Below are 13,973 nucleotides of genomic sequence, written 5' to 3' on the forward strand. Positions count from 1 at the left end.
TTTCCGTCCGTTGGGCAACTATTTTACGCCTCCATACAATCTCCACATTCGCTGCATCCAATCCTCATGCGCCACGACTAGACTGGCCGGCTGCCGATTAACCACTGTTTTTCAGGAAGTAGCCAAGAGTATGACGATGAAGAGGCAAGGCCTTACCCGATCGCTGGCGCCGGCGGCGCTGGTGCTGTGCACCGCGTGCGCGCTGGTGGCGTGCGGCAAGCAAAACGCGCCGGAAGTGGCGCCGGCGCCGGCCGCGCCGCTGGTCTCCACGCTCAAGCTGGCGCCGGTGACGCTGACGCTCGACGACGAATTGCCCGGCCGCGTGGCCGCGCTGCGCACCGCCGAGATCCGGCCGCAGGTCGGCGGCATCGTGCTGCGCCGTTGGTTCGAGCAGGGCGCCGAGGTCAAGGCCGGGCAGCCGTTGTTCGAGATCGATCCGGCCGCCTTCAAGGCCGAGCGCAACGCCGCCGCCGCCGCGTTCGAACGCGCCGAGGCGGTCGCCGCGCGCGCCCGCCAGCAGGCCGCGCGCCTGCAACCGCTGGTGGCGGCCGACGCCGTCAGCCGCCAGCTGTACGACGATGCCGTGTCGGCCGCGCGGCAGGCCGACGCCGATGTCGCGCTGGCCCGGGCCACGCTGGCGCGGCGCGCGCTCGATGTCGGCTACGCGCGCGTGAAGGCGCCGATCGCCGGGCGGGTCGGCCAGGCGCTGGTGACCGAAGGCGCGCTGGTCGGCGCCGGCGACGCCAATCCGATGGCGCTGGTGCAGCAGATCGACCGCGTGTATGTCGACGTGCGCCAGCCGGCCGCGATGCTGGACGCGATACGCGCGGCGGCCGGCGGCCAGCACAGCGCCGACGTCGCCATCGTCGGCGCCAACGGCCGGCCGCTGGCCGTCAAAGGCCGGATTTTGTTCTCGGGCATTAACGTCGACGCCGCCACCGGCGACACCGTGGTGCGCGTCGAGGTCGACAACCGCGCGCGCCTGCTGCTGCCCGGCATGTATGTGCGCGCCCGGTTGCCGCGTGGCGGTCCCGCGTCGCAACTGCTGGTGCCGCAACAGGCGCTGCTGCGCGACAGCGCCGGCAAGCCGCGGGTGTGGGTGGTCGACGCCAGGCAGCGTGCCAGGCTCAGGCCGGTCGAGGCCGGCCCGCTGGTCGGGCGCCAATATGTGCTGCGCGCCGGCGTGGCCGGCGGCGACAATGTCGTCGTCGAAGGACAGGAGCGCCTGCAGGAGGGCGCCAAGGTGGTGGCCCGCCCGTGGAAGGCCGCGCCGGGCGCCGGTGCCGCCACCGTGGCCGCCGCCGCTGCCCGCTAATTGGACAGGATAGACCATGCCCCAGTTTTTTATCAACCGCCCGGTGTTCGCCTGGGTGGTGGCGCTGTTCATCATCCTGCTCGGCCTGATCGCGATTCCGCAATTGCCGATCGCGCGCTTTCCGTCGGTGGCGCCGCCGAGCGTGACCATCAGTGCCAGCTACGCGGGCGCGTCGCCGCAGACCATGAACGACACGGTGGTCGGCGTGATCGAGCGCGAGCTGTCCAGCGTCAAGAATTTGCTGTACTTCGAATCGTCGACCGATACCTCCGGTTCGGCGTCGATCACGATCACCTTCAAACCCGGCACCGATCCCGAGCTGGCCCAGGTCGACGTGCAAAACCGCATCAAGACGGTCGAGGCGCGCCTGCCGCAGACGGTGCGCCAGAACGGCCTGACGGTCGAATCGGCGTCGTCCGGTTTCCTGATGATCGTCGGCCTCAATTCCAGGGATGGCAAGTTCGACGACGTTGACCTGGGCGACTACATGGCGCGCAACATCGTCGAGGAATTGCGCCGCATCGACGGCGTCGGCAAGATCCAGCTGTTCGGCGCCGAGCGCGCCATGCGCATCTGGGCCGACCCGGCCAAGCTGGTGTCCTACGGCTTGTCGATGGGCGACCTGAACGCGGCCGTCGCCGCGCAGAACGTGCAGGTCGCGCCGGGCCGCGTGGGCGCCGAGCCCACCCTCGACGGCCAGCGCGTGACGGTGCCGCTGACGGTCGACGGCCAACTGCCCGATCCGCGCCAGTTCGCCGCGATCGTGCTGCGCGCCCGCGCCGACGGTTCCAAGGTCACGCTGGGCGACGTCGCCCGCGTCGAGCTGGGCGCGCAAGGCTACGGCAACGCCACGCGCGAGAACGGCATGGTCGCCACCGGCGCGGCCGTGATCCTGTCGCCCGGCGCCAACGCCGTCAGGACCGCCGACGCGGTGCGCGCGCGCATGGCCGAGCTGGCGCCGTCGCTGCCGGCCGGCATGCGCTACTCGGTGCCGTTCGACACCGCGCCGTTCGTCAAGATCTCCATCGAAAAGGTCGTCCACACCTTGATCGAGGCGATGGCGCTGGTGTTCCTGGTGATGTACCTGTTTTTGCAGAAGGTGCGCTACACCTTGATCCCGGCCATCGTCGCGCCGATCGCCTTGCTCGGCACCTTAGCCGTGATGCTGGCGGCCGGCTACTCGATCAACGTGCTGACCATGTTCGGCCTGGTGCTGGCGATCGGCATCATCGTCGACGACGCCATCGTGGTGGTCGAGAACGTCGAGCGCATCATGGCCACCGAGGGCCTGCCGCCGAAGGAGGCCACCTCCAAGGCGATGCGGGAGATCACCGGCGCCGTGGTCGGCATCACGCTGGTGCTGACGGCGGTGTTCATCCCGATGGCGCTCGCCGGCGGCTCGGTGGGCATCATCTACCGCCAGTTCACGCTGTCGATGGTGGTGGCGATCCTGTTCTCGGCGCTGCTGGCGCTGACGCTGACGCCGGCGCTGTGCGCGACGCTGCTCAAGCCGGTCGCGCCCGGCGAGCACGCCGCCAAGGGCCGCTTCTTCGGCTGGTTCAATCGGGGTTTCGAGCGCATGACGGCCGGCTACGAGGGCTGGGTGGTCAAGCTGGTCCGGCGCAGCGGGCGCGCCATGCTGCTGTTCGCCGCGATCGTCGGCGCGCTGGCGTTCGGGTTCGCCAACCTGCCGTCGTCGTTCATGCCGGAGGAGGACCAGGGCTACTTCATCACCTCGATCCAGCTGCCGGCCGACGCCACCACCGGGCGCACGCTGGACGTGGTCCAGCACTTCGAGCGGCATCTGGCCCAGCGCCCCGGCATCGAGAACAACCAGTCGATTCTCGGCTTCAGCTTCTCCGGCTCCGGTGCCAACTCGGCCATGGCCTTCACCATGCTCAAGGACTGGGACCGGCGCGACGGCGCCAGCGCGGCCGAGGAGGTGGCCATGGCGGCGGAGGCGATGGGCCGCATCAATGAAGGCAGCGCCTACAGCGTCATGCCGCCCGCGATCGACGAGCTGGGCAATTCGTCCGGCTTCGCGCTGCGGCTGCAGGACCGCGCCAACCAGGGCCATGCGGCGCTGGTGGCGGCGCAGGACAAGCTGCTGGAACTGGCCGCGCACAGCGCCCTGGTGACCGGCGTGTATGCCGACGGCCTGCCGTCCGGCGCCAGCGTGCGGCTCGACATCGACCGCCAGAAGGCCGAGGCGCTGGGGGTGTCCTTCACCGCCATCGGCGAGACCTTGACCGCCGCCATGGGCTCGACCTATGTGAACGACTTCGTCAACAACGGCCGCGTGCAGCAGGTCATCATCCAGGCCGACGCGGCGGCGCGCATGCAGGTCGACGACGTGCTCAAACTGTACGTGCGCAACGCCGGCGGCGGCATGGTCGCGCTGTCCGAGGTCGTCACGCCGGTGTGGACCACGGCGCCGCAGCAGCTGCTGCGCTACCAGGGCTATCCGTCGCTGCGCATCACCGGCGCCGCCGCGCCGGGTGCCTCGTCGGGCGCCGCGATGGCCGAGATGGAGCGGCTGGCGGCGCAATTGCCGCCGGGCTTCGCGGTCGAATGGAGCGGGCAGTCGCTGCAGGAGCGCGGCTCGGCCGCGCAGGCGCCGATGCTGATGGCGCTGTCGATGCTGGTGGTGTTCCTGGTGCTGGCGGCGCTGTATGAAAGCTGGGCCATCCCGCTGTCGGTGATGCTGGTCGTGCCGCTCGGCCTGGTCGGCGCGGTGGCGGCCGTGCTGTTGCGCGACATGAACAACGACGTGTTCTTCAAGGTGGGCATGATCACCATCATCGGCTTGTCGGCCAAGAACGCGATTCTGATCGTCGAATTCGCCAAGCAGTTGCACGCCGAGGGCAAGGGACTGGCCGAGTCGGCCATCGAGGCGGCCCGGCTGCGGCTGCGCCCGATTCTGATGACGTCGCTGGCGTTCGGCCTGGGCGTGGTGCCGCTGATGCTGGCCACCGGCGCCAGCGCCGAGACCCAGCACGCCATCGGCACCGGCGTGTTCGGCGGCATGATCAGCGCCACCGTGCTGGCCGTGTTGCTGGTGCCGGTGTTTTTCGTGGTCGTGCTGGGGATTGCGGAGGCGCTGGGGCGCCGCTTCGCCGGCCGCGGCGCGCCGCCGGCCGTCCCGGCTGTTACCACTGACAAGGATTGATATGAAATACCTGGTTTTACCCGGCCTGCTGCTGTCGCTGTCGGCCTGTACGCTGGTGCCGCCGCTGCAGCGCCCGGCCGCGCCGCTGCCGGCCCGCTACGACGACGCCGTCGTCGAGGCCGCCAATGGCGCCGACCTCGGCTGGCGTCAAATCTTCACCGACGCGCGGCTGCGGCGCCTGATCGAACTGTCGCTGGAGAACAACCGCGACCTGCGCATCGCCACCTTGAATGTCGAGGCGGTGCGGGCGCAGTTGCGGCTCGCCGGCGCGGCCCGCCTGCCGTCGGTGTCGGCCAGCGGCGGCATGACGCGCCAGCGCGTGCCGGCCGACGCCGGCGGCGCCACCAGCGGCGTGCAGCAACAAGACAGCGCCGGCATCGGCCTGAGCGCCTTCGAAATCGACCTGTTCGGCCGGGTGCGCGCGCAGTCGGAGGCGGCGTTCGCCCGCTATCTGGCCAGCGAGGAGGGGCGGCGGGCGGCGCACATCGCGCTGGTCGGCGCGGTCGCCGACGCCTATTTTGCCGAGCTGCTGGCGAGCCAGCAGCTGCAACTGACCGCCAGCACGCTGGCAGACTGGCGCGCGTCGCTGCGGATCGCGCGCCTGTTGCAGCAGGCGCGCCAGAACAGCGGGCTCGATATCGCGCAGGCGGAGGGGCAGGTCGCCACCGCCGAAGCCGACCTGGAGGCGCGCCGGCGCGCCGTGGCGCAGGCGCGCAACGCGCTCGAGCTGTTGGTCGGCACGGCCGTGCCGGCCGACCTGGCCGACGCCGTGCCGCTGGAAACGCAGGCGCTGCCGGCCGCGTTGCCGGCGGGCCTGCCGTCCGACCTGTTGACGCGCCGCCCCGATATCCTGCAGGCCGAACAGGCGCTGCGGGCGAGCAACGCCGACATCGACGCCGCCCGCGCGGCGTTTTTCCCGCAGATCTCGCTGACCGCCTCGCTGGGTTTCGCCAGCCCGTCGCTGGCAACGCTGTTCGACGGCGCCCGGCGGACCTGGAGCTTCAGCCCGCAAATCACGCAGCCGCTGTTCCAGGGCGGCCGCTTGCGGGCCGAGCTGGACCTGGCCAGGATACGCAACAGCGCGGCCGTGGCGGACTACGAGCGCGTCGTTCAAACGGCGTTCAGGGAGGTGGCCGACGGCCTGGCGGCGCGCGCGACCTACGGCCAGCAGATCGCGGCGCAACTGCGGACTGTCGCCAGCGCGGAGCGGGTGCGGGAGCTGTCCGACCTGCGCTACCGCGCCGGCCAGGACGGCCGCCTGCAGTTGCTCGACGCCCAGCGCAGCGCGTATGGGGCGCGGCTGGTGCTGCTGGAGTTGCGGCGCGACCAGTTGCGCGCCACGACAGCCTTGTATAAAGCCTTGGGCGGGGGTTATCGGTAGGGCCGGTCGGCGGCCCGGTCCAGCGTGGCGGAGACGGCGCAGATCAATTGACGCAGCGTTTCATGCCGCCGGCGCGCGCTGGAGCGCTTGCTCGATGCCATGGCCAGCAGGTCAGGCGGCGCCAGCGCGGCGCAGGGCAGGTGATAGTCGCCGTCCTCGCGCGGCTGGGCGCCGCATTCGCGCCAGAAGGCGTCGTAGTCGGCGTATACCTTGCCCTCCCTCAATGCGCTGCGGACCGTCCGGTTGCGGTTGCCAACCAGCCGCATGCCGGCGCAACCGAAGTGGCGGCCCATCGCCGAAATCAGCTTGATGAGCAAACTTTTCGGACGCAAGCCATGCAACTGGCGCGTTGCCTCGCGCACCAGCGACAAACCGGCGTCGTTCTTGGGGCCCTGCAGGCAGCCGATGCCGATTTCAGTGCCGGCCATACCCTGAAGGAAGGAAAACGCGCAGGAATACACCAGCGCCTCGCCATGCCATAGCTGCAACGTCAGTTCGCCCTCGCGCTCCATCGGTTCGATGGCGCGCAGCACCACCCTGAACGGGACGCCGGATTTGCCCGCCACGTTGCCCAGCTCGACACCCGTGCGCGCCGCCTGCAAGACCAGCGGCCCCCAACCCTGGCGCAGGATCGAATGGTAGTGGCCGATGAGCACGGAGGTGCGCTGTGCGCTGTTGAGCGTGGTGGAAAGATAGGGCCGAAACGCCTTGCCGACCAGGCGGGGCCTGGCGGCCACCAGTTCGCGAAACATGGGGTCGGAATTGAGCAAACCCAGCCATCCATGGGTGGCGTGGGGATGGATCACGCTTCGAAGCGCCAGCTTGATCAGTTCACGCAGCCGGGCCAGCGGCGTGCCCCCGTGCGCCCCCGAGCGCAGGGTGATAGGCGAAGAATAATTGGTCATCATGTTTGTCTCTACCGACGATAAAGTTCGGCAGAGTACGTCCACCATGCGAACCTTTGATGGGCGATGTGTGGAGAAACGGTGGAGGGATGAAATCTCTTCCGACAGCCTGGGCGGCCTCGGCCGCGATGTGCGCCACGCCACAACCGTAGGCCAAGAAACAACAGCCGACTGAATCTATATGAATCGACTTGCTTCATAGAAATTGCTGTCATACACTTGCAAGCGCGTCCCACCGGTTTCGTTCCCGTGGACGCGCACCACCGGCCACGCACCCGCCGGCTTCCCATAGCCGCAGCAAGATCCCGCAGCCAACCTCTCCGACGAGGCACAACATGAACGCACTCCAGAACCTCAAGATCGGCACCCGCCTCAATTGTGGCTTCGCCCTGTTGATCACGCTGCTGATCGCGCTGGCGGTTTTCGGTCTCAACCGCATCCACGCCATCGACGCCGACACCGAGATCATCGTGCATGACCGCTACGTCAAGGTTGCATTGGCGCACACGATCGAAAACGAGGTCAACCGGCAGGCCAGGGCGCTGCGCACCGCGCTGATCGCCATGGACGACGACATCTCGGTGCGCGAACTGGCCAAGATCAGCGATTCGGCACCGATCATCGGCAAGGCGCTCGACCAGCTGCAAACGATCATCCACAGCGAGCAGGGCAAGGCGGCGCTGCAGGCGCTGGTGGCGGCGCGCGCCACCTTCCAGGACCACGAACACCGTTTGATCGAGCTGATCAAATCGAAACAGGCCGACGCCGCCCACGATTACATGCTCAAGGAAATCATTCCGCCGCAAACCGTTTATCTGGGCGCGATCGAGGCGTTCGCCCAGACCCAGGTCAAGGGGATGGATCAATTCGCCGAGGAAGCCAACCAGATGGCCGACCGCGCCAGCACGTGGATGATCGCGCTGTCGGTGGTGGCCACGCTGCTGGCCCTGGTCACCGCCCACTTCTTGACGCGGTCGATCGTGCTGCCTTTGCGCCGCGCGCTGGAGGTGGCCAAAACCGTCGCCGGCGGCGATTTGCGCACCCGTTTCGACACCTGCGCCAAGGATGAGACGGGCCAGTTGCTGCTGGCCCTGAAGGAGATGAACGACAGCCTGAAGAACATCGTCGGCCAGGTGCGCGCCGGCACCGACACCATCGCCACCGCGTCGACCCAGATCGCCAGCGGCAACCAGGACCTGTCCTCGCGCACCGAGCAGCAAGCCGGCGCGCTGGAGGAGACCGCCTCGTCGATGGAGGAGATCACCAGCACCGTGCGCGAGAACGGCGACAACGCCCGCCACGCCAACCAGATGGCCGTCTCCGCCTCGGACGTGGCGGTCAAGGGCGGCGCGGTCGTGGCGCGCGTGATCGACACCATGGGCTCGATCACCGATTCGTCGCGCAAGATCGTCGACATCATCGGCGTCATCGACGGCATCGCCTTCCAGACCAACATCCTGGCGTTGAACGCGGCCGTCGAGGCGGCGCGCGCGGGCGAGCAGGGCCGTGGCTTCGCGGTGGTCGCCACCGAGGTGCGCAACCTGGCCCAGCGTTCGGCCTCGGCCGCCAAGGAGATCAAGGCGCTGATCGGCGACTCGGTCGAAAAGGTGGAGATGGGCAGCCAGCTGGTCAACCAGGCCGGCACCACGATGGACGAGATCGTCGCCAGCGTCAAACGCGTGACCGACATCATGTCTGGCATCGCCGTCGCCACCCAGGAGCAGAACACCGGCATCGAGCAGGTCAACCAGGCCATCACCGAAATGGACGCCGTCACCCAGCAAAACGCCGCGCTGGTGGAGGAGGCGGCGGCCGCCGCCGAATCGCTGCAAAACCAGGCCGTCTCGCTGGCCGAACTGGTCAGCGTGTTCAAACTCGACGCCGACCGCCCGGCCGCGCCGGCGGCACCGGTGGCGAAGGCCGCCGGCCACCGGTCGCTGCGGCTGGCGTCGGCCTAGCCCTTCGCGCGGGATGCTTGCCGGTCAACCCCCGACCGGCGGCGCCCGCATGCGCGTACGAGAGCGCCTCCCGGTCTAGCCGCCGGCACACCCGGCATCCGGCGGGGGCTTATTTGTAGACGCCGCAGCCGACCAGCGTGTCGTCGACTTTCTCGAAATACGTCGATTTCGATTCGATCGCCTTGCTCACCGGATTCGGCCATTTGTAATCGATCCAGCCCTTGCCCTTGGTTTTGGCGGTGTCGATCATCTCCTTCATGAAGAACTTGTCGTCGGCGTCCTTCAGGTTCATTAAATCCTTGCCGATCAGTTTGGCATTGGCGCCGTGGGCCTGCACCTTGCCGTTGAAATCGATGACGAACACATACAGGTCGCGGTCCTTGAACTGGCCGGCCTGATCGTTGAACGCGGCGTACGCCTTCGCCGGCCCGTTCGCTTTCAGATACTCGACGGCGCGCTGGACCATCGCGGTCGCCTCGGCGGCCGTGCCGCGGCCGTCGGCCGCCCAGCCCGGAACATGGAGGGCCAGCACGCAGGCCGCGACGGACATCGATTTGAGCAATTGTTTCATTTTCGTCTCCCGGAAAGGTCGTCTGTGTTGATCGTCTTCGATTGGTGCCGGCGCCCACGCGGCGGGGCCGGTGTTGAACGCTGATCCCATCGTAGCCCGTCCGCGCGGCCGGAAGTGTCATTGCGCGGACAATCGGCGCCGTGGCCGGCGCGATGTTGCGACAAGACAACAGACGCGCGCACGAATAGCGGCGGGCTAAAAAACCGCCCAATTGTCACGGGCCCGACAATTGCGCTCCGACAGCGATGCTACGCTAGGGTTTGACTTACGCTTACGTAAACGTCAAAAAATGTGTTTCAGATAAGAAAACATAACGGAGACAAAACATATGAAGCTTACGCAGCTGTCGCTGGCCGCCGCCATGCTCACCGCGGTCATGGCCGGCGCCACCGCCCAGGTCAGCAACGACGCGGTGAAAATCGGCGTCATCACCGATCTGTCCGGCCTGTATTCGGACCTGTCCGGCCAGGGCTCGATCGCCGCCGCGCGCATGGCCATCGAGGACTTCGGCAAGACCGTGCTGGGCAAGCCGATCGAACTGCTCACCGCCGACAGCCACAACAAGGCCGACGTGGCCGCCTCCAGGGCGCGCGAATGGATCGACCAGCAGCACGTCGACGTGTTGATGGACCTGGTGCCGACCAACGCCGCGCTGGCGGTGATGGACATCGCGGCGCAAAAAAACAAGCTCGCCATCGTCGTCGGCTCGGCCTCGAGCGTCATCTCCAACGAGAAGTGCACGGCCACCAGCGTGCACTGGATGTACGACACCTATTCCAGTTCGGTCGGCACCGGCAAGGCGCTGCTCAAGCGCGGCGGCGACAGCTGGTACTTCCTCACCGCCGACTACGCGTTCGGCAAGTCGCTGGAAAAGGACGTCTCCGACGTCGTCACGGCCGCCGGCGGCAAGGTGCTCGGCGCGGCCCGGCATCCGTTGAACAGCAACGATTTTTCCTCCTTCCTGATGCAGGCGCAGGCCTCGAAGGCCAAGGTCATCGGCCTGGCTAACGCCGGCGGCGACGCCGTCAACGCCGTCAAGCAGGCCGGCGAGTTCGGCATCGCCACCAAGGGCGTGGTGGTGGCGCCGCTGTTGATGTTCATCAGCGACGTTCACGCCATCGGCCTGAAATACGCGCAGGACATGTACCTGACCGAGGGCTTTTATTGGGACTACAACGATGGCACGCGCGCCTGGTCGCGGCGCTTCTTCGCGATCCAAAAGAAGATGCCGACGATGGCGCAGGCCGGCATGTATTCGGCCGTGACCCACTATTTGAAGGCGGTCAAGGCGGCCGGCACGGACGACACGGCCGCCGTCATGACGAAAATGCGCGAGCTGCCCGTCAATGACGTTATCATCCCCAAGGGCACCTTGCGCGCCGACGGCCGGATGGTGCACGACATGCTGCTGCTGCAAGTGAAGAAACCGGCCGAGTCGAAGTCGCCCTGGGACTACTACAGGGTGGTGGACGTGATCCCCGCCAACGAGGCGTTCAGGCCGTTGGCGCAGTCCGGTTGCGCGCTGGTCAAAAAATAGGCCCCGGCCATATGGAGAGTTCTATGCAGGAACAATTAAGTTATGTGCACGGCGCCCACGACGTGCCGCTCATCGGGGTGACGATCGGCCCCTATCTTGCCTCGATCGCGGCGCGCCACGGCGACAGCGACGCGGTCGTCGTTCCCCATCAAAACGTGCGCTGGAGCTACCGCGAGTTCGACCAGCGCGTCACCCGCGTGGCCGCCGGGCTGCTCAAGCTCGGCCTGTCGCCGGGCGACCGGGTCGGCATCTGGTCGCAGAACTGCGCCGAGTGGGTGCTGGTGCAGTTCGCCACCGCCCGGGCCGGGTTGATCATGGTGAACATCAATCCGGCCTACCGGCGCTCGGAGCTCGAGTATGTGCTCGACAAGGTGCAGTGCAGCGCGCTGATCCTGGCGCCGGCGTTCAAGTCGAGCGACTACATCGCCATCGTGCGCGACGTGGTGCCGGCCATCCACCACGCCAGGCCGGGCGGCTTGCACTCCGAACTGCTGCCGCATCTGCGCCACGTGATCCGGCTCGGCGACGAACGCACCGCCGGCATGTACAACTTCGGCGAGCTGCTGGCCGAGCCCAGCGCCGAACAGCTCGCGCAGCTGGCGCGGGTCGAGGCGGGGCTGCAGTTCGACGACCCGGTCAACATCCAGTTCACCTCGGGCACCACGGGCGCGCCCAAGGGCGCGACGCTGACCCACCACAACATCCTCAACAACGGCTTCTTCATCGGCGAGGCGATGCGCTTGGGCGGCGACGACCGGCTGTGCATCCCGGTGCCGCTGTACCACTGCTTCGGCATGGTGCTTGGCAATCTGGCCTGCGTCACGCACGGCGCCGCCATGGTCTTCCCGGGCGAGAGCTTCGAGCCCAAGGCGGTGCTGGAGGCGGTGCAAGCAGAACGCTGCACGGCGCTGCACGGCGTGCCGACAATGTTCATCGCCATGCTCGACCATCCGGAGTTCGGCGACTACGACCTGTCGACGCTGCGCACCGGCATCATGGCCGGCTCGCCGTGCCCGGAGGAGGTCATGAGCCGCGTCATCGGCACCATGCACATGAGCGAGATCACCATCGCCTACGGCATGACCGAGACCTCGCCGGTCAGTTTCCAAAGCTCGGTCGACGACCCGGTGGCGCTGCGCGTGGCCACCATCGGCCGCGTGCACCCGCATCTGGAGGTCAAGATCGTCGACGGCGCCGGCCGCATCGTGCCGCGCGGCGTCAAGGGCGAGCTGCTCACGCGCGGCTACTCGGTCATGCTCGGCTACTGGGGCGACGACGAGCGCACCCGCGAGACCATCGACGATGCGCGCTGGATGCACACCGGCGACCTGGCCGTCATCGACGAGCAGGGCTACGCCACCATCGTCGGCCGCTCGAAGGACATGGTCATCCGCGGCGGCGAGAACATCTACCCGCGCGAGGTGGAGGAATTCCTGTACCGGCACCCCAAGGTGCGGGACGTGCAATGCGTGGGCGTGCCGGACCGAAAATACGGCGAGGAGCTGTGCGCCTGCGTGATCCTGCGCCCGGGCATGCAGGCCGACGCCGACGACATCCGCGCCTTCTGCCAGGGACAGATCGCCCACTACAAGGTGCCGCGCTACGTCGTGTTCGTGGACGCCTTCCCGATGACGGTGACCGGAAAAATCCAGAAGTACCTGTTGCGCGAGCAAATCACCGGCGACCTCGGGCTGGGCGTTTGAGGCCGCGTTCCTGGCCGAGGGAGTGATCCGGAATGATCAGTTTGTACCATTGTGTCGCCGCGCGATCGTTCAGGCCCTTGTGGGCGCTGGAGGAACTGTCGCTGAACTATGAGTTGAAAATGCTCGCCTTTCCGCCCAGGGTGATCGACAAGAACTATCTCCAGCTCAATCCGCTCGGCACGGTGCCGCTGCTGTGCGACGGCGACGTGCGCATGACCGAATCGGTCGCGATCTGCCACTACCTGGGCGCCAGGTACGGCCCTTCGCCCCTGATCGTCGATGTGGAGGAGCCGGATTACGGCGCCTTCCTCAACTGGCTGCACTTCGGCGAAGCCACGCTGACGTTCCCGCAAACCATCGTGCTGCGCTACGACCGGCTCGAGACGCCCGAGCGCCGCCTGCCGCAGGCGGTGGCCGACTACCGGCGCTGGTTCCTCGGCAGGTTGCGGACGCTGGAGCCGTTGCTGGCCGGGCGGGAGGGCATTTGCGCCGGCCGCTTCACGATGGCCGACATCTCCGTGGGGTACGCGCTGTTGCTGGCCGAGTATCTGGGGCTCGAGCCGGAGTTTCCGCCGTCGGTAAGGTATTATTGGCAGCAGTTGAAGCAGCGGGACGGGTACGGCAGGGCGCGTGTCGCGGAGCTTGTCGCGGCCGAGGCGCAGGGCGTCGATACCGTTCCCGCTCCATTGCGGTCGCCGTAGGCAGAAACCTGGAACGTAGAAGATGGCGAGTGAGCAGATCAAAGAATTCATAGCTTCCTCCTTGTGGGGCCGCAATTTGACGGCGGAGCAGCTCGGGCGGGTACTCGGTGACACATCCGAGTTGATGGCGGAAGGCGGCCGGACGGTCTGCCACCGTGGCGTGCGCGCCGAATACTGGTATGGCGTGGTCGAGGGCCTGGTGAAGGTCTCGAACGTCACGCGGGATGGGCGGACGACGTCGTTGATCGGCATACCGACGGGGGGCTGGTTCGGCGAGGGTTCGGTGTTGAAAAATGAGATCCGTCCCTACGACGTGGTGGCGCTGCGCGCGAGCCACCTGGCGCAGGTGCCCGCCGCGACCTTCCACTGGCTGCTGGGCTGCAGCCTGCCGTTCAATCGCTTCCTGATCGAGCAGCTCAACGCGCGGCTGGCGCAGTTTGTGATTCGCGTGGAGCATTTCCGTTCGTCCGGTCCGGAAAGGCACGTCGCGCACTGCCTGGCCGAGCTGTTCAACGCGGAGCTGTATCCGGGCACGGCGGCCATGCTGCGGATATCGCAGGAAGAAATCGCGTTGCTGGCCGGGGTATCGCGTCAGCTGGTGAACCGCGCGCTGCACCGGCTGGAGGACGCCAGGCTGCTGCAGGCCAGCTATGGCTCGATCCGCATACTCGACATCGAAGCGCTGCGCGCCTTCGCCTCCGAGGCGCATGATCGATCTGGAGACACGTAGGGC

General features: G+C 67.4%; 10 protein-coding genes. 8 read left to right on the forward strand and 2 right to left on the reverse strand.

The features are described 5' to 3' along the window. The first annotated feature begins 136 nt into the window (after positions 1–136). From JOD97_RS00495 to JOD97_RS00505, 3 genes are read left to right on the forward strand one after another with little or no spacing between them, the layout of a single operon-like run. On the forward strand, positions 137–1,315 hold the full coding sequence (locus JOD97_RS00495) for an efflux RND transporter periplasmic adaptor subunit (protein ID WP_209712686.1): 1,179 nt from the start codon (positions 137–139) through the stop codon (positions 1,313–1,315). A 16-nt stretch (positions 1,316–1,331) separates the two neighbouring features. After that, a complete protein-coding gene (locus tag JOD97_RS00500; protein ID WP_209712687.1) occupies positions 1,332–4,484 on the forward strand; it encodes a multidrug efflux RND transporter permease subunit in 3,153 nt (1,050 codons plus the stop codon). Between the two features lies 1 nt (position 4,485). Further along, positions 4,486–5,865 carry an efflux transporter outer membrane subunit gene (locus tag JOD97_RS00505; protein ID WP_209712688.1) on the forward strand — a complete coding sequence of 460 codons (1,380 nt, stop codon included), beginning with the start codon at positions 4,486–4,488 and terminating at the stop codon, positions 5,863–5,865. Here the strand turns inward: JOD97_RS00505 and JOD97_RS00510 are convergent. Beyond that, on the reverse strand, positions 5,856–6,773 hold the full coding sequence (locus JOD97_RS00510) for a DUF535 family protein (protein WP_209712689.1): 918 nt from the start codon (positions 6,771–6,773) through the stop codon (positions 5,856–5,858). The genes JOD97_RS00505 and JOD97_RS00510 overlap by 10 nt on opposite strands. A gap of 332 nt (positions 6,774–7,105) precedes the next feature. On the opposite strand from JOD97_RS00510, the gene JOD97_RS00515 reads away from it, so the two are divergent. Beyond that, positions 7,106–8,728 (forward strand): methyl-accepting chemotaxis protein, encoded by a 1,623-nt coding sequence (locus tag JOD97_RS00515; RefSeq protein ID WP_209712690.1) that lies wholly within the window; start codon positions 7,106–7,108, stop codon positions 8,726–8,728. Positions 8,729–8,837: 109 nt separating this feature from the next. Here JOD97_RS00515 and JOD97_RS00520 read toward each other — a convergent pair whose 3' ends face one another. Further along, positions 8,838–9,299: a cache domain-containing protein gene (locus JOD97_RS00520; protein ID WP_209712691.1), complete on the reverse strand. Its 462-nt coding sequence runs from the start codon at positions 9,297–9,299 to the stop codon at positions 8,838–8,840. Positions 9,300–9,627: 328 nt separating this feature from the next. Here JOD97_RS00520 and JOD97_RS00525 point away from each other — a divergent pair, with 328 nt between their 5' ends. From JOD97_RS00525 to JOD97_RS00540, 4 genes are read left to right on the forward strand one after another with little or no spacing between them, the layout of a single operon-like run. Further along, a complete protein-coding gene (locus tag JOD97_RS00525; RefSeq protein WP_209712692.1) occupies positions 9,628–10,836 on the forward strand; it encodes an ABC transporter substrate-binding protein in 1,209 nt (402 codons plus the stop codon). Between the two features lie 23 nt (positions 10,837–10,859). Further along, on the forward strand, positions 10,860–12,539 hold the full coding sequence (locus JOD97_RS00530; protein WP_209712693.1) for an AMP-binding protein: 1,680 nt from the start codon (positions 10,860–10,862) through the stop codon (positions 12,537–12,539). 32 nt (positions 12,540–12,571) lie between these two features. Next, positions 12,572–13,240, forward strand: coding sequence for a glutathione S-transferase family protein (locus tag JOD97_RS00535; RefSeq protein ID WP_209712694.1), 669 nt, complete (start codon positions 12,572–12,574; stop codon positions 13,238–13,240). A gap of 22 nt (positions 13,241–13,262) precedes the next feature. Next, positions 13,263–13,970, forward strand: a complete 708-nt coding sequence (locus JOD97_RS00540; RefSeq protein ID WP_209712695.1) for a Crp/Fnr family transcriptional regulator — start codon at positions 13,263–13,265, stop codon at positions 13,968–13,970. Positions 13,971–13,973: the final 3 nt, after the last annotated feature.

Origin of the sequence: Duganella sp. 1411, assembly GCF_017833525.1 — a bacterium.
Lineage (GTDB): Bacteria > Pseudomonadota > Gammaproteobacteria > Burkholderiales > Burkholderiaceae_D > Rugamonas.